17 protein-coding genes are annotated in these 15899 nt (G+C 71.9%); 5 read left to right on the forward strand and 12 right to left on the reverse strand.

The features are described from left to right. Positions 1-101: 101 nt before the first annotated feature. Both ACFO0C_RS26200 and ACFO0C_RS26205 read left to right on the forward strand, forming a co-directional pair. Complete coding sequence (locus ACFO0C_RS26200; RefSeq protein ID WP_378069336.1) at positions 102-1517, forward strand: hypothetical protein; 1416 nt, start codon at positions 102-104, stop codon at positions 1515-1517. 83 nt (positions 1518-1600) lie between these two features. After that, positions 1601-2581, forward strand: coding sequence for a DUF808 domain-containing protein (locus tag ACFO0C_RS26205; protein WP_378069337.1), 981 nt, complete (start codon positions 1601-1603; stop codon positions 2579-2581). A gap of 53 nt (positions 2582-2634) precedes the next feature. Here ACFO0C_RS26205 and ACFO0C_RS26210 read toward each other — a convergent pair whose 3' ends face one another. The 5 genes from ACFO0C_RS26210 to ACFO0C_RS26230 all read right to left on the reverse strand — a co-directional run bounded on the left by ACFO0C_RS26210 (position 2635) and on the right by ACFO0C_RS26230 (position 5243). Then, positions 2635-3330 (reverse strand): alpha/beta fold hydrolase, encoded by a 696-nt coding sequence (locus tag ACFO0C_RS26210; RefSeq protein ID WP_378069338.1) that lies wholly within the window; start codon positions 3328-3330, stop codon positions 2635-2637. Between the two features lie 179 nt (positions 3331-3509). Beyond that, positions 3510-3920, reverse strand: coding sequence for a hypothetical protein (locus ACFO0C_RS26215; RefSeq protein ID WP_378069339.1), 411 nt, complete (start codon positions 3918-3920; stop codon positions 3510-3512). Positions 3921-3933: 13 nt separating this feature from the next. Further along, complete coding sequence (locus tag ACFO0C_RS26220) at positions 3934-4104, reverse strand: hypothetical protein (protein ID WP_378069340.1); 171 nt, start codon at positions 4102-4104, stop codon at positions 3934-3936. A 75-nt stretch (positions 4105-4179) separates the two neighbouring features. Then, a complete protein-coding gene (locus tag ACFO0C_RS26225) occupies positions 4180-4680 on the reverse strand; it encodes a hypothetical protein (RefSeq protein WP_378069341.1) in 501 nt (166 codons plus the stop codon). Continuing rightward, positions 4647-5243 carry a hypothetical protein gene (locus ACFO0C_RS26230; protein WP_378069342.1) on the reverse strand — a complete coding sequence of 199 codons (597 nt, stop codon included), beginning with the start codon at positions 5241-5243 and terminating at the stop codon, positions 4647-4649. The genes ACFO0C_RS26225 and ACFO0C_RS26230 overlap by 34 nt, the downstream gene beginning before the upstream one ends. A gap of 87 nt (positions 5244-5330) precedes the next feature. Here ACFO0C_RS26230 and ACFO0C_RS26235 point away from each other — a divergent pair, with 87 nt between their 5' ends. Beyond that, positions 5331-6596: a hypothetical protein gene (locus ACFO0C_RS26235; RefSeq protein ID WP_378069343.1), complete on the forward strand. Its 1266-nt coding sequence runs from the start codon at positions 5331-5333 to the stop codon at positions 6594-6596. An 828-nt stretch (positions 6597-7424) separates the two neighbouring features. On the opposite strand, the gene ACFO0C_RS26240 is transcribed toward ACFO0C_RS26235, so the two are convergent. After that, positions 7425-8273: an RDD family protein gene (locus tag ACFO0C_RS26240; protein WP_378069344.1), complete on the reverse strand. Its 849-nt coding sequence runs from the start codon at positions 8271-8273 to the stop codon at positions 7425-7427. A gap of 23 nt (positions 8274-8296) precedes the next feature. Between ACFO0C_RS26240 and ACFO0C_RS26245 the strand changes: the two genes are divergently transcribed. Beyond that, the gene (locus tag ACFO0C_RS26245) at positions 8297-9274 is read left to right on the forward strand and encodes a stage II sporulation protein M (protein ID WP_378069345.1); all 978 of its coding nucleotides are present in this window, start codon (positions 8297-8299) and stop codon (positions 9272-9274) included. On the opposite strand, the gene ACFO0C_RS26250 is transcribed toward ACFO0C_RS26245, so the two are convergent. From ACFO0C_RS26250 to ACFO0C_RS26270, 5 genes are read right to left on the reverse strand one after another with little or no spacing between them, the layout of a single operon-like run. Then, positions 9241-10557, reverse strand: a complete 1317-nt coding sequence (locus ACFO0C_RS26250; protein ID WP_378069346.1) for a DUF58 domain-containing protein — start codon at positions 10555-10557, stop codon at positions 9241-9243. The two genes, ACFO0C_RS26245 and ACFO0C_RS26250, sit on opposite strands and share 34 nt — an antisense overlap. Further along, a complete protein-coding gene (locus tag ACFO0C_RS26255; protein WP_378069347.1) occupies positions 10557-11519 on the reverse strand; it encodes an AAA family ATPase in 963 nt (320 codons plus the stop codon). The genes ACFO0C_RS26250 and ACFO0C_RS26255 overlap by 1 nt, the downstream gene beginning before the upstream one ends. Continuing rightward, entirely contained in the window at positions 11516-12832 is a 1317-nt protein-coding gene (locus ACFO0C_RS26260) for a DUF4350 domain-containing protein (RefSeq protein ID WP_378069348.1), read from the reverse strand. Before ACFO0C_RS26260 ends, ACFO0C_RS26255 begins: the two co-directional genes overlap by 4 nt. After that, positions 12829-13404 (reverse strand): DUF4129 domain-containing protein, encoded by a 576-nt coding sequence (locus ACFO0C_RS26265; RefSeq protein WP_378069349.1) that lies wholly within the window; start codon positions 13402-13404, stop codon positions 12829-12831. The genes ACFO0C_RS26260 and ACFO0C_RS26265 overlap by 4 nt, the downstream gene beginning before the upstream one ends. Then, positions 13401-14255, reverse strand: a complete 855-nt coding sequence (locus tag ACFO0C_RS26270) for a hypothetical protein (protein WP_378069350.1) — start codon at positions 14253-14255, stop codon at positions 13401-13403. Before ACFO0C_RS26270 ends, ACFO0C_RS26265 begins: the two co-directional genes overlap by 4 nt. Before the next feature lie 49 nt (positions 14256-14304). Here ACFO0C_RS26270 and ACFO0C_RS26275 point away from each other — a divergent pair, with 49 nt between their 5' ends. Further along, positions 14305-15198, forward strand: a complete 894-nt coding sequence (locus ACFO0C_RS26275) for an LLM class flavin-dependent oxidoreductase (protein WP_378069910.1) — start codon at positions 14305-14307, stop codon at positions 15196-15198. 151 nt (positions 15199-15349) lie between these two features. Here the strand turns inward: ACFO0C_RS26275 and ACFO0C_RS26280 are convergent, their stop codons facing one another. Continuing rightward, a complete protein-coding gene (locus tag ACFO0C_RS26280; protein ID WP_378069351.1) occupies positions 15350-15859 on the reverse strand; it encodes a GNAT family N-acetyltransferase in 510 nt (169 codons plus the stop codon). Positions 15860-15899 lie beyond the last annotated feature (40 nt).

A 15899-nucleotide genomic window follows, 5' to 3' on the forward strand; every position in this document is an offset into this window, starting at 1 on the left:
CCGGGACGGGCGGCTGCACGCCTGATGGGGCGGATGCTCTGGCCGTACCGCCGAAAGAAGCGGGACCACCGGCGGACGGTGAGGGATGGTTTGATCGGCGGATGGCTATTGCCGACGGGGTGGGGACGCGGCGGCGGGTGCGACGGGCGTTCCGGGACGGGGCGCATGTCGACCTCGGTGGGCGGGCGGTCGACGGTGTGTTTCTGGCGGGTCTGTTGCGTGACGGCGGTGGGCGGCTGGACCTGGAGGGTGCTCGGGTCACCGGCCGTCTGGATCTGACCGGGGTGCGTGTCGAGATGCCGTTGCGGATGCGGCGGTGTGAGTTCGAGCGGGCGCTGTTGGTCGACCATGCGGACCTGGTTCAGGTCAATCTGGACGGTTCCGTTCTGCCGGGGATCGAAGGTGACGGGCTGCGGGTGGCCGGGGACTTCGGGGCCCGCGACGCGACCGTTCATGAGGATGTGTGGCTGTTTCCGGCGCGGATCGGTGGGTCGGTGGTGCTGGAACGCAGCCGCATCAGTGGGACGGTGTTCCTGCAGCGGGCCGAGGTCGGTGGCGGGATTCAACTGGGTGAGACGGTCATCGGGCGGGGAGTGCGGATGGCGGGGGCCCGGATCGGCGGCACAGTGAGTCTGCGGGCCGCGCGGATCGGGCCCGACCCGGAGTCGGGAGCCGCGGTCAACGCCGGGAGCCTGGTGGTCGGCGGGTCGTTGTTCGCCCAGGATCTGGATGCCGGCGGCGAGGTCAATCTGATCGGTGCCCAGGTCGGCGGGAGCATGACGTTGCGCCGGACCGTGCTGCGCGGGGTCGACGGCGGGTATTCGCTGCTGCTCATCGAGGCGCGGGCGACGCTGCTGACGTTGCGGCCGGCGGCGGCGTCGACCGGGACGATCAGTTTGCGGGATGCGCGGTTCGGGCGGCTTGCCGACGATCCGGTCGGGTGGCCGGTCGGGTGCCGGGTGGAGCTGGACGGGCTGACCTATGAGCGGCTGGCACGCCGGTCGGAGGATGTCGGCGAGTGGACGGCCCGGCAACGGCTGGCGTGGATGGCGCGGTTCGCGTCCGGTTTCACGCCGGGGCCGTACGACCAGTTGGCGGCGGCGCTGGCGCGTGACGGGCGTGAACACGAGGCACGGCAGGTGCGGGTGGTACGCGAGCGGCGCCGGTATCGGGCGATGGGCTGGGCCGGCGCGGTGTGGGGTGCGGTGCAGGAGGCCGGGATCGGGTTCGGCTACCGGCCGGGCCGGGCGCTGGCGTGGCTGTTGGCGGTGGTGGCGGCGAGCACGGCGTGGTTCGCCTGGTCGGGGCCGTTGCGGGCGGTCAAGGCGGATGAGGCGCCGACGTGGGATCCGTTCCTCTACAGCGTGGATCTCCTGGTGCCGCTGCTGGATCTGGGGCATGACAAGGTTTGGGATCCGGTCGGTGCGGACAAGGCGGTGGCGCTGTCGGTGATGGTGGCCGGTTGGGTGCTGGCGACCACGGTGATCGCGGGGGCGGGGCGGACATTGGGGCGTTAACCCAGGGTGGGTCATGCACCGGGAGCCCCGCTGGACGAGAATGAGTCTGCACGTATGCAATTCGACTGGAAGGGATCTCTTCGTTGAGCGCTGGACTCGCAGCTCTGCTGGACGATATCGCGGTGCTGGCGCGCGCGGCCGCTGCGTCGGTCGATGACGTCGGGGTCGCCGCGGCCAAGGCCGGGGCCAAGGCGGCCGGTGTGGTGATCGACGACGCCGCGGTGACGCCGCAGTATGTGCGGGGTCTGGCGGCCGAGCGGGAGATCCCGATCGTCAAGCGGATCGCGATCGGTTCGTTGCGGAACAAGTTCCTGATCATTCTGCCGGTGATTCTGGTGCTCAGTCAGTTCCTGCCGGTGCTGCTGACGCCGTTGCTGATGATCGGTGGGGCGTACCTGTGTTATGAGGGTGCCGAGAAGATCTGGGAGCGGATCGCCCACGGCGGCGGGCACGACGAGGAGGAGCAGCGGCCGGACGAGAAGACGCTGATCTCCGGCGCGATCCGCACCGACCTGATCCTGTCGGCGGAGATCATGGTGATCTCGCTGAACGAGGTCGCCGACGAGGGCTTCTGGCAGCGGCTGATCATCCTGTCGATCGTCGCGGTGATCATGACGGTGCTGGTGTACGGCGCGGTCGGCCTGATCGTGAAGATGGACGACGTCGGTCTGCGGCTGGCCGAGAAGCCGGGCAAGGGGACCGCGAAGTTCGGCCGTGGCCTGGTCAAGGCGATGCCGAAGGTGCTGACCGGGCTCAGTGTGATCGGCACGGCGGCGATGTTGTGGGTCGGTGGGCACATCCTGCTGGTCGGGGCGGACGAGCTGGGCTGGCACGGCCCGTATTCGATCGTGCACCACATGGAGGAGGCGGTCCACGACGCTACCGGGGCGCTCGGTGGGGTGTTCGGCTGGATCACCAACACGCTGGCCAGTGCGGTTGCCGGTCTGGTGATCGGTGGGCTGATCGTGGCGTTCATGGCGGTGACGTTCCACCGTAAGTCGCACGACAAAGCCGCGTCGGAGAAGAAGCCGGAGGCCGGCTCGGAGACCGAGCCCACGAAGTAGCAGCGTCCGCGAACGGCCCGGCACCGATCCATTGGTGCCGGGCCGTTCGTGTCTCAGCTGGTCAGGTGACGGGCGAAGAAACGGACGGTGCTGTCGAGCTCGTGGTCGGGCAGCCGGTCGGAGTGCAGGCCCGGGTTGGCGTGCAGGGTCTTCTCCGGTGAGGCGAAAGCGTCGTACAACGCCAGGCTCTGATCGCGGGGGATCCGCTCGTCGTGCCACTGCACGAGGAACTCGATCGGCACGGTGATCCGGGCGGCGGCGTCGGCGTTGGCCAGGCCACTGCCCAGACCGAGGACCGCGGCGCGGACCCGCGGTTCGGCGGCCACGAACGGGACGCCCAGCCCGCACCCCAGCGACACACCCCAGTAGCCGACCGGGCCCGCACCCACATGATCAAGGGTCTGGACGGCGTCGAGGACGACCCGCCACTCGGGAACGGTCTGCCCGGCGACCGTCGCCTGAAAGGCGGTGAGCACCGCGGCCAGGTCCTCGCCGTCGTCGATGCGGGTCTGGTTGTGGACGGCGAGGGCGTTGAACTCGGGATGGGGTGGGCGGTCGCCGTGGCCGGGGACGTCGACGCAGACGACGGCGGCGCCGAGATCGGTGACGAAACGGCGGGCCCGGTGCAGCACCGCCGGGGCTTTCTTGTGCTGGCCACCGCCGTGTCCGATCAGGATCAGCGGGCGGGCGCCGACGGCGCCTCCGAGCGTCCAGAGGACGCCGGGGACCTCACCGACAGAGAAAACCATTTCTTGTACGCCGTCGGCCGACGACGTGGAAAGTGGGCGCACTTACGGCCTTTCGGAATGCCTGGACGGGCACTCCCCGGACCATGCGAGGCGGGGAGACCCGATCGGTCACAGCGTTGATCGGACTCACCTCCTCAGGTCGTCGTGGCGCACGGCACGGCCGAACCTATCACGGCCGCTCAGATGGTCTGGACGGCGACGTCGTGTCCGCCGTAGGCCTCCGGAACCCGGGTGACGATGACACCGTTGAGCATGGTCGCCTCGTGCAGGACCTGCGCGGTCATCAGCGGCCCGATCAGCGGGGTGTGCACCGGGTGGTGCCGGAGCCGGGGTGCAGCGAGACGGCCGACCTCGACGGCGACGTGCGGGCTGAGGTCGATCGTGAGCAGGCTCCGCACGCCAAGGATGCGGTCCCAGTGGGACTGGCGGGCGTTGAGCACGGCCTGGGCCTCGGCGATCGCCAAGGTCGGGACGATCACGAACCGGTCGCCGGCGTCGGCGTCGTCGAGCAGCCGCATCAGAGTCTGGTGGCCGGAGAAGAGCTCGACCAGGGCGGACGCGTCGAGGACATGCGGGCGGACCTGGATCAAGGGCGGGCCCGGCTCATGCGGCTTGCCGGCGCCGGCGAGTCAGGATCTCCTCGACCTGGGCGTCGCCGTCGGCCAGCCACTGCTGGTAGGCGCGCTCCTCCTCCTCGCTGAACGGCTTCGGCTCGGGCAGGCCGAGCACGGCTGCCAGGCGGCGGCTGGGAGGAACGTCGGCGTCATCGGTCACGCCCGGAATTCTATCGACGTGGCTGGGCGGCGGACAGGCCCGGTTCACGCCGTCGGGTGCCTCCGCGTGAACCGTTCACGGGTTCGGTGGCGATAGGGAAGGTGAAGGGGGCAGCGGGCCGTCGCAGAGGGCGCAGATGTAGAGGTCGTCCTTGATCACGTTCAAGTGGGTGCAGGTGGGGCAGTGACGGAAGACGAAAGCACTGGTGAAAGCACCCGGGTGCGGGATTGCGGCCCGGTCGAGGGCGGCTTCGACGGCGGGCCAGCAGGACGGTTGCGGGCAATATCCGGTGGACTGGTTGGTCACTTCAATGACTTGGCCGTGCGGGTCGACGGTGATCTCGCCGGCGGCCAGGACGTCGGCGCCGGCGGCGCAGGCCACGTGTTCGCTGCGGCGTGGGCCCAGCAGCAGGACACCGCTGGTGGTGATCACGTAGGTGTGCGGGTCGTCACGGTCGCGGGGGTCGGCGGCGGCCAGCCAGGTCTTCAGGTCGTCGGTGGAGCGGATCGGGGTGCCCGGCGGCGAGTGGCGGGCGGCGGCGGCTATGTCGGCGGGGCCGGTGTAGTGGTATCGCACGGCAACTCCAGCGGGGCGGTGATGGCGAATTCGCGGTCGATGGCGGCCACCAGTGCGGGGCCACGGTCGCCGGCCCAGGTGCCGATCAGTGGCAGGAACGCGTTCAGGTCGCGGTGCGCGGACTCCAGCAGGGCCGGGAGCTGCGCGCGGGGGATGTCGACGTGTGGCCCCTGCTCGTTGTCGTCCTGCCACAAGCGCAGGTGGTCGCCGCGGTCCTGGACGGTGGGGGCCGGGTCGTGGCCGAGCCAGAGGTCGTCTCCTCGGGCGACGGCACGCCAGTCCTCCAGGCCGCAGCAGCAGCCCGGGCTCACCGTCACGCCGGTGGTGGCGTCGTGGACCTGGAGGCCGCCGGACACGATCAGGTCGGGTGTGGCCAGCAGCCCGTCGAGGGTGACGGTGTCAGGGCAGGAGGACGCGGCCACGGCCGCGACGAACAGGGCGACCTCGCCGGGGGCGCGGGTGGCGTCCAGCACGAGCCACGACCACGCGGGCTGGCAGGCCGTCGGCCACGGTGCGGGGTCGCCGGGCGGCCGGACCTCGATGACGGGGCGGATCGTGAGCATCGGCGTATTCAACCCGGAGCGGGCCGGCCGCGACAGCGGATTTGCCGGGGCCCGCGGGGTGGATGGTGATCTCTACGCTGCCGGGGCATGGGTGGCGACAGTGCGGTGTCGATGTTCGTGCGGCTGGTGGACCGGTCGGTGGAGCAGTTGGCGTGGATCGCGGCGGACGGAAGGCGTTTCGACCGGCAGGAGGTCGCTCGGATCGCCGACGTGTGGGACAACAACACGTTCAACTTCTTCGGGATGCTCGGGGTCCGTAACCGGTGGTTGCGGGAGCGGGCCGCGCGGGCCGGGCTTCGGTGGATGGGCGAGTTCGGTCCGGAGCGGCGTGACTGGCTGGTCGCATCCGGTGGTGACCGGATGCGGCGGCTGCTGGTCCCGGTGGTACAGCGGCCGCTGTACTACCGGGACTATCAGAACCTGGTTCGCGGCGGGGTGCTGTCGTGGGCGGATTCCGGGGTGGAAGGCGACTACGACCTGTCACGGGCGACCGTTCGGGTGGTCCGGGTGGAGCGGTCCGGGGACGGATACTCCGCCTGGGTGCGGGTGCGAGCGCCGAGGCGGTTCGCCGACGGCGACGGTGATCTGCACCTGGAGATGCCGGTTCGGCGGGCGCGGTTCGACAGTGGCGACGCTGTCGGGATCGCGTGGCTCGGCGGCGTGCCGATCCAGGGCACCGGAGACGCCCTGCCGCCGGACCGGGAGAGCATCAGGGTGGGCGCGCTGCGCAGCGAGGAGGGGCTCCGGATCGGCGCGGCCGGAGCGCTGCGCGGTGGGGAGGTGACGGTCTGGTTCGAGGATTCGTTGTGGCATCTGTCGGGGGCGGCTCGTGCGATCGAGGCGGAGGTGCCGCCGTGGCGCAAGCGGTCCGGTCGCCGCGAGCCCGTTGTGCCGGGGCCGGCGGGCAGCGCGTGGGATGCGGCGAGGGCGTTTCACCAGTTGATGATCCAGATCCGGCGGGTGCGTTATGACCGCCACGTCGGGCAGGTTCCGGTGGAGCGGATGCTCGAGCGACTGGCCGCAGCCGGGACGAGGGCGTTCGAGGCGTCCCGGATGCGCGGAGAAGCCCGCGAGCAGGCGTTCCAGCGGCTGTCCGACACGTGGGCCGAGGTCGCCGACAATCCGAAAGCGGGCGATCGGGTGCCGGCCGGGGCGTGTGTGACGCTCGTGTCGTGTTCGCCGGGAGACGCGGAGGTGACAGTCAACTTCGCCGTGCCGGAGGACGGGCGATGGCCGGTGCGGGCCGCGGTTCTGGACCGGCCCGATGGGGTGCTGCTGACCTGTGAGAACGACGTGTTGCAGGTCAGCGGCCGGGTGGGTTCCAGGGATCTGCCAGGGACGGCGGATCGGTAGGTGATGTTCGTCGATGGATCGGTGGGTCTCAGGATGCGACGGGGGCGGCCAGCACTGTTCCGTGGGGCTCAGTCCGGCGTTGCCCGGGCAGGCCCCGACCCGCGCCGCCTGCCCGAGGGTCCCGGCAGGCTGGGGCGCAAAATCCGCGGCACCTGCCTCGATGGTCCCCGCCGGGGCGGCGGGCAGCGAACCGCGGCGCCCGTCGGAGCACGAGCTGGTCAGTGTGGTGGTGGCTGCCATTTGCTGACGTCCCGACGCCCGATCTTGAGTACTTCACCACCGAAAACGGTGGTGAAGCACTCAAGATCGGCGGGCAAAGGAGCTGGCGGCGGGCAAAAGGGCTCCGCATTCGTTGGTCAAAGACGGCGATCTGGGACTCGAACGGTCAGGACCCGGTTCTCGCTGGGGCTGATTTGCGCCTCGGGCAGCTGACCGGCGGACGGTGGGACCATGACACCTGGCCGTGGGACCGTTCTGACACGTGGCGGCGGTGCGGTAGTGGCGCGACTGGCGCTGGCGGCAGAACTGGACCGGGAGGTGTCCAGGGCGCACGGTTCGTCCGACCGGTGGACACGGGGCTTCGGGATACCTCTTGCGCTTGGCGGGGCTCCTGGCCGTATCGGAAAAGCTGCCGGAGAAGATCGCCTGCCGGGACCCTCGCGGGGTTGCCGCGCGAAGCGGGCGGCAGGAACGACCGGACGCGGAGCATGCCGGGCCGGCCATGATCGGAATCGGACGCCGGAGGGCCGGACGCCGGGAGCGTCAGACAGCGGGAGAGCCGGACGCCGGGGCAGGTCAGACAGCGGGAGGGCTGGACGCCGGGGCGGGTCAGCGGCGGGTGCCGGCCGGGAGCTGGCCGAAACCGGGCAGGACACGCTGGGTGACCGCGCGGGTGGCGGCGAGCTGGGCGGCGGAGCGGCGCCGTCGTTCGGCCAGGACGGCGACCAGGAACAGCCACGGCGGGGTGCCCGACGGCGGGGCCGGGGTGACCTTGGCCTTGACCTCGGCGTGCAGGCCCTGACCGAGGATGGACCGGTACGGTTCGGCGAAGTTGAACGAGCGGGCGGCGAACTGGCGGACCGCCTCGGCCAGGTCGTCGTCGACGGCGGACAGGTCGGCGTCGGCGGCCCACAGGGCCAGGCCGGCGGGCATGCCGGGGACCAGGTTCCACGGGACGGGCCGGCGCTCGTGGACGACCAGGGTGCCGGCGGCGAGGTCGCCGAGGCGGCGGCCGCGCCGGGAGGCGATCATGGTGGCGAGGCTGCCGGCCCAGGTGACCAGGGGCAGCAGCAGGCCGGGCCATTCGACGGCGAGGCCGATGAGGGCGCGCGTGAAGGCGTGGCGGGCGCGGATCGGGCCGCCGTCCTCGCGGATGACCCGCAACCCCATGATCATTTTGCCGAAGCTGCGGCCGTTGGTGAACGTCTCGACCGTCGTGGGGTAGCCGACGGCGACGATCGCGATGCCGATCAGGTAGGCGGTGTCGGGCAGCAGCAGATCGCCGTACGCCGCGGGCAGGATGTCCAGGACGATGAAGTACACCGCCGCCAGGAAGCCGAAGACGATCGCCTGCATGAGGATGTCGAACATCAGGGCGATGGCGCGGGACCCGAGCCGGGCGGGGCGCACGTCGATCTCGACGGCTTCGGCGGTGGTGAGCACCCGGACAGTCAACACGATCGGCCCTCTACTCTGCGAGGGTGGATCTCGATGCGTACGTGGCCGAGCACGGCGGTGAGTGGCGCCGGCTGGAGGTGCTGGTCGCCCGGAGCCGGCTGAACCCGGCCGAGGTGGACGAGATGGTGCTGCTGTATCAGCGGGCCGCGACCCACCTGTCGATCGTGCGCAGCCGTACCCCGGACGCCGTGGTGCTGGCCGACCTGTCGCGGCTGGTGCTGGCCGGCCGGGCCGCGATCAACCGCAGCGAGCGCCTGTCGTGGCGCCCGGCGGCGCAGTTCTTCGTCACCAAACTGCCGGCCGCGCTGTACCGGACCCGCTGGTGGTGGCTGACGGTGATGGTGGTGATGATCGGTGCGGCGTGGGCGCTGATCGCCTACGTCCAGCAGAACCCGGTGGTGCTGGAGCAGTGGTTCGGGGCACATCCGGACGAGGCGCGGCTGGTCGACGAGTTCGTCAACTACTACAGCGAGTACCGGGCGTCGACGTTCTTCAGCGCGGTGTGGGTGAACAACGCGATGCTGGCCGCCCAGTGCCTGGCGTCGGGGGTGCTGATCCTGCCGGTGTTCTACCTGCTGGGCAACAATCTGGTCAGTATCGCGATGATGGGTGCGGCGATGTTCGACGCCGGCGCCGGGGACGTCTATCTGACCTACATCGCCCCGCACGGTTTCCTGGAGCTGACCGCGATCTTCATCGGTGGTGGGGTGGGGCTGCGGATCGGCTGGTCGTGGATCGCGCCGGGTCCGCTGTTGTCACGCCGGGAGTCGCTGGTGCACTGGGCGAAGGAGGGCATGACCGTCGCGGTCGGGCTGGTGTTCATCCTGCTGGTGTCCGGGATCCTGGAGGCCTATGTGACGCCGTCGGCGCTGCCCGCGCCGGTGCGGGTCGGCATCGGCGCGGTGCTGTGGCTGGCGTTCCTGGCGTACGCGCTGATCTGGGGCCGCAACGTCGCCAGAGAAGCGGCTCAGAGCCGGCCGGAGGCCTTGAGCAGCAGGTAGACGTCGGCGACCTTGCCGGCGAACGTGTCGGCGTCGGCGTCGACGACGGTGGCCCCGGAGTGGGCGAGCACGTCACGGACCCGGTCACGTTCGGCCAGGACCCGCTGGGCGGCCGCGGCCCGGTGCACGTCGGCGACGCTCGCACCGTCGGGCAGTTCGGCGAGCCGCCCGACCAGCGGGTCGCGGACACCGGCGACGATCACCTTGTGCCGGGCGGTGAGTTTCGGCAGCAGCGGCAGCAGCCCGGCGATCATCGGGGCGGTGTCCAGCGCCGTGAAGATCACCAGCAGGGCGCGTTTGCGGTCGCGGCGCAGCATCTCCTGGCCGAGCAGGGTGAAGTCGGTCTCGGCGAGTTCCGGGTGCAGGCTGGCCATGGCGTCGATGAGGCGGGGCAGTTTGCCGCGGTGGCCGCCGCCTTCGATGCGGGTGCGGATCTTGGCGTCCAGGGCGAGCAGGTCGACGCGGTCGTCGGCGCGGGTGGCCAGCACCGACAGCAGCAGCGCGGCGTCGATGGAGGCGTCCAGGCGAGGGGCGTCGCCGATGCGTACGGCCGACGTGCGCCCGGTGTCCAGGACGCAGAAGACCCGCCGGTCGCGTTCGGGACGCCAGGTCCGCACGACGACGTCGTGGGCGCGGGCGCTGGCCCGCCAGTCGATGGACCGCACGTCGTCGCCGATCACGTACTCGCGCAGGGCGTCGAACTCGGTGCCGTGGCCGCGGCCGCGGGTCACGACACTGCCGTCGACGACACGCAGGCGGGCCAGTTTCTCCGGCAGCACCCGCCGGGACGGGAACCGGGGTAGTACCCGCAGGGTCCACGCCGGGGTCTGCCGTTCGTTCCAGGCACGCCGCCGCTGGCGGTAGGCCAGTCCCAGCGGCCCGGCCGAGCGCAGCGTGACCCGGACGGCGGGGCGGTCGCCGTGCCGGGTCGGGGTGAGGGTGGTGGTGACCGGGTGTTCGCTGCCCTCGCGCAGCACCGCGGTGTGGAACAGCGGACCGGCGCCGGCGGACGGGACCCAGCTGTCGCGCAGGTGCAGGCGTACGGTCCGGTCGCCGGTGTTGGCGACGGTGAGGATGACCCGGGCGCTGTTGCCGAGCCAGACGGTGCGGTCGCCGTCGCGGCGTAGCCGCAGCCCGGTCAGCGGTCCGGCCATGGCCGCGTCGAGCAGCGCCGCCAGCACCGTGACGGCGACGACGGCGGCCAGGGCGATCCACGGCTGCGGGGTGAGGGCGGTGAACGGCAGGCCCAGGGCCAGCAGGACCGCGAACCGGCGGGTGATCATCAGCGGGGTGCGGGGACGGCGGCCAGGACGGCGGCCAGCACGCCTTCGACGGTGGCGCCGTCGAGTTCGGCGTCGGCGCGCAGCCGGACCCGGTGGCGCAGGGTGGGCACGGTGAACGCTTTCACGTCGTCGGGCAGCACGTAGTCGCGGCCGTGCAGCCAGGCGTTGGCCTTGGAGACCGCGAGCAGGGCGGTCGCGCCGCGCGGGGACGCCCCGAGTTCCAGGGCCGGGGCGGTCCGGGTGGCCCGGCACAGGTCGACGATGTAGGCGAGCACGGGTTCGGCGACGGCGACGCGCTGCACGGCGTAGCGGCCGGCGATCAGGTCGGCGGGTCCGGCGACGGCGGTGACGCCGACCGATTTCAGGTCGCGGGGGTCGAAGCCGTGGTGGTGGGCGCGCAGGATGTTGAGTTCCTCCTCGCGTTGCGGCAGCGGCACCGACAGTTTCAGCAGGAACCGGTCGAGCTGGGCTTCCGGCAGCGGGTAGGTGCCCTCGTACTCGATCGGGTTCTGGGTGGCGGCGACCATGAACGGCTGCGGCAGCGGGCGAGGGTTGCCGTCGACGGTGACCTGGCGTTCCTCCATCGCTTCGAGCAGGGCGGCCTGGGTTTTCGGCGGGGTCCGGTTGATCTCGTCGGCGAGCAGCAGGTTGGTGAAGACCGGCCCGGCCCGGAAGTTGAACGCGGCACTGTGCGCGTCGTAGATCAGCGAGCCGGTGACGTCGCCGGGCATCAGGTCGGGGGTGAACTGGACGCGTTTGGTGTCCAGGTCCAGGGCGGTCGACAGGGCCCGGATGAGCAGGGTCTTGGCGACGCCGGGGACGCCTTCGAGCAGTACGTGGCCGCCGCACAGCAACGCGACGAGCACGCCGGTGACGATTCCGTCCTGGCCGACGACGGCTTTGCCGACCTCGGCGCGCAGCCGGCCCAGAGCCTGGTGGGCCTGGTGGGAATCGGTTGTCACGACTGCTCTCCTTCGGTGGTGCCGGGCTGTGGTGTGGTCACGTCGCGGACCAGGCGTTGCAGCAGGGTGGCGGACTCGACCAGGTCGGCGTTGCTGTCGGGGGCGTCGCCGTCGAGGACGTCGCGAACGTAGCGGACCGGCAGGCCGGCATGGGCGGCGATCTGTTCGCTGTCGGCGTGCGGGGGCAGGCCGAGGTGGGCGGTCAGGGTGCGGCGGGCGTTGGCGCGCAGGATGTCCAGGGACGCCTCGCGGGCCCGGGCGCGCTGGTAGAGGCGGGCGTGGCCGAGCATCGTCTCGTGGGCGGGGACCTTCGACGGCAGGGGTTCGGCGACCGGGGTGCCCAGCCGGCGGGCCGCGGCGGCGGCCAGTGCGAGCAGGATCAGCGCCAGCAGGATCAGGGTGGCGATCAGCGCGGGTGGCAGGTTCTGCAGCAGCGGGTCGTCCTGGCTGCCGCTGCCGGCCTGCTGACCGCCGTCACCGTCGCCGTTGCCGCCTCCGCCGGGCCGGCCCGGTCCGCCACCGCCGGGTTCGCCGTCGCCCTGGTCCCACTGGTCGTAGGGGTCGCTGCCGCCGGGTGTCGGCGTCCACGGCTGGGTGCCGCCGGGGTCGACGGTCGGCGGTGTGGTGGTGGGTGTCGGCGACGGTGACGGCCGGTCGCGTTCGTGGACGTCGATCCAGACGACCCGGTCGTGGCCGGCGAGCAGCCCGACGGCGAGGGCGGCGTTGCCGTGTTCGGCGATCCGGTCGTCGCGGAACGGGTCGGGGGAGCCGACGATCGTGACGGTGTGGTAGTCGACCGGGAATGTCGCGACGGCACCGTTGTAGCAGACGGTGCCGCGGGTGGTGAGGTATTCGGTCTTGCGGACGGCGGCGGGGCCGGCGCCGGTGGCGATCGGGTCGCCGCAGATCGGGTCGGCGACGGTGGTGTTCCAGTAGGTTCTGCTGACCTCGGCGGGCCAGCCGCTGCGCAGCAGGGCCGAGGCGGACGGGTTGACGGCCACGACGGTGCTGCCCGGCGGCAGGGTCCGCAGCCGGGGCAGGTCGGCCAGGTCGGGGGTGGCCACGAAGACGGTGACCGCGTCGGTGCGGATCGTGTCGAGGGCGGCGTCGGTGCTGGTGACCCGGTCGACGGTGATGCCGCGGGCGCGTAGCCGTTCGGCGAGGGTGCCGCCGCTGATGCCCTGGTCCGGTCGCGGGGTGAGGTAGGCGGGGTCGTCGTCGTCGGGTGTCTCGACGGCGTGCACGATCAGGGTGCCGGTGATCAGGGCGGTGAGGGCGGCGAACGGGATCGCGGCGCGCAGCCAGCGTTTCATCGGGTGCCTCCGTCGTCCAGGCCGTTGCGGACCTCGGCGGTCAGGTGGCGCATCCGTTCGTCGTCGGTCTGCCCGGCGGGGCGGTGGCCGTACCAGATCTCGGAGAACAGGCCGGTGGCGCCGGTGAGGGCGGGGCCGACGACGGGACGGCCGGTGGTGGCCTCGGTGGCCAGTTCGGCGGCGGTGGTGCCGGGTTCGGGGGCGATCAGGCCGGCGCGGGTCAGGTCGGTGACGGTGTCGCGCAGGCGCTCGCGGATGGCTTCGGCGTAGCGGCCTTCCGCGGCGAGCCGGTCGGCCAGTGACCCGGGCGCTGCGGCGGCCGGTGTCCGGCCGGGTTTCGCACGGCGTGCGGGGGTGCGGGCGGGTGCCGGTCTGCCGTGTTTGGCCTTGCGCTGGCGGCGCCAGCGGGGCAGCCGCCAGCGGGGCAGGCGGGGCAGGCGCCGGGGGATCCAGGCCGGATACCAGTACCACAGGGCGGCGGTCAGGGCGGTGACGACCAGCAGCAGGAGCAGCAGCAGGGCCGGGTCGACGACGGTGAAGATCTCGCCGACGAGTTCGTCGTAGCCTCTCATCGGCGCACCGCCAGCGCGGTCGCCGGGTCCTTGCCGAGGCTGCGGGCCCGGTTGACGGCGATGTCGAGGCCTTCGGTGCGGATCCGGATCTCCAGCAGCAGGACGGCGTCGAGGCAGCCCAGGGCGGCGTAGGCGACGGCGTTGGCCAGGGCCCAGGCGATCGGGACGGCCCAGTCGAGCCACCACGACCAGCCGGCGACGGAGGTGACCATGTCGGCGGCGACGATCCAGCCGCTGCCGAGCGCGATCCGGATGGCCAGCCACACCAGGTAGCCCAGCAGCCGCAGGAACACCCCGCGCATGCCGTTGCGGGTGCAGCGGCCGACGGCGCGGCCGATCGCGGTGAACGGGTTGGCGGTGCGGTCCACGGTCAGCACGGCGGCGGCGAGGCCTGCCAGCCCGTAGACGAAGATCACACCGATGAATCCGGCGACCGCCGCCCCGAAGGTGATCACGGCCAGGATCGCGGCGACCAGCAGCGCGGTCAGTGGCCGGCTGCGGCGCAGGACGTCGCGGTCGCGGATCCGGCGGCCCAGCAGTGCGGGCCCGGCGGCGGCTCCGGCGACGGCGCCGAGCAGGGCGATGATGAACGCCTCGGTGGCCAGGCCGGTCGCCACGACCGGCACCCAGTCGATGTCCTCGGAGGTGATCCGCCAGTAGTAGAGCGGCGGGCTGAGCTCGGCGAACGTGCGCAGTTGCGACAGCAGCAGCTGCTCGGCCGCGGACAGGGCCAGGGCGAGGGTGAGCAGGGGTGCGGCGTGCCGGCGCAGCAGTGCCACCGCCGCGTCCAGGATCTCCCCCGCGGTCATCGCCCGCAGCGGGATGATCCCCGTCTCACCGTCCACCCGCATGGCGGGCATCCTAGGTCAACCGGGCGGCCGGGCCCGCGTCCGGTCTGGCATGGTTGCCGGCATGCGACTCTCGATCTGGCCGTCCGCCGCCCAGCCGTACTCCGACATGCTCGAGGTGGCCGCGCACGCGGCCGCGACCGGCTGGGACGGGGTGTGGGTGGCCGACCACTTCATGGCCAACAAGCCGGTCGAGGTGCGGCCGGACCTGCCGGTGCTGGAGGCGGGTTCGCTGGTGGCGGCGCTGGGTGCGGCGGTGCCGCGGGTGCGGGTCGGCACGCTGGTCTACGGCAACACCTACCGGCATCCGGCGGTGGTGGCCAACATGGCGGCGACCGTCGATCACATCACCGGGGGTCGGTTCGTCCTCGGTGTCGGTGCGGGCTGGCAGGTCAACGAGCATCACCAGTACGGTATCGACCTGCCGCCGGTCGGTGTGCTGCTGGACCGGTTCGTCGAGGCGCTGCAGGTGCTGCACGGGTTGTTGCGCACTCCGGTGACGACGTTCCACGGCGAGCACTACCGGCTGACCGACGCGACGTGTGATCCCAAGCCGGTGCAGGACCCGCTGCCGATCATGATCGGTGCCAAGGGTGAGAAGCGGATGCTGAAGGTCGTCGCCGAGTACGCCGACGAGTGGAACACGTGGGGCCTGCCCGAGGTGATCGCCCACAAGTCGGCGGTCCTGGACGGTCATTGCGCGAGTGTGGGCCGTGATCCGAAGGCGATCGCGCGCACGGCGCAGGCGCTGGTCGTCGTCGACGGGCCGCTGCCGGCCGATCTTCCGGTGCCGATCTACGGCGGTTCGCCGTCGGCGATCGCGGCCACCGTCGAGGGTTACCGTGAGCTGGGCCTCGACGAGTTGATCATCCCGGACGGGCTGCTCGGCAAGGGTGCCGGCCGGCTCAAGGCCCTCGACACGATCAGGGACATGGTCAAAAACTAGGATTTGGTACGGCCACGCAGGGTCGCGTGGCTACCCCGCGAGCGGTGCGGCCGGTCCCGGCCGAAACGCGGCCGCCGGGCTGAATGCGGTGGTCACCGGGAAGGCCGCGACCCGCAAGGGTGTGCGCCGGGCGTCGACGGCGCGGTGGGGCTCAGATGCCGAAGGCGGTGGCCCAGCGGATCGTGCCGGCCGGGACCGGGCGTGACGGGTCGAGGACGAGTGCCATCAAGGCTTCGTCGGGCACGTCGATGGGGGCCTTGATGCCGAAGCCGGAGGCGCGGGTGAACCCGAACCGCGGGTAGTAGCCCGCGTGGCCGAGGACGACGACCAGGTTCTCCTGGGCGCGGGTGCGGGCGGCGGCCAGGACGGCGTGGACGGCGGCCGATCCGGCGCCGGTGCGCTGGGCGGCCGGCAGCACCGCGCACGGGGCGAGGGCCAGTGCCGGGGTGCCGTCGATGTGGCAGCGGGTGAGCAGGGCGTGCCCGGCGGGGGTGCCGTGGACGTCGACGGCCAGCATGGACAGGCCGTCGATCCAGGCGTGCGGGTCGCCGCGCAGCGCGTCGACCAGGTGGGCCTCGTCGGCGGTGGGGAACGCGGCGGCGACGACGGCGTGGACGGCCGGGATGTCGGCGGGGGTCTCACCGCGGGTGGTCCAGGTCACCGCACGACGCTAACACGGCCGCCTCCGGGTTCCCGGAGAC

The sequence above is a fragment of the Actinoplanes subglobosus genome, from assembly GCF_042650585.1.
Taxonomy (GTDB): Bacteria; Actinomycetota; Actinomycetes; order Mycobacteriales; family Micromonosporaceae; genus Actinoplanes; species Actinoplanes subglobosus.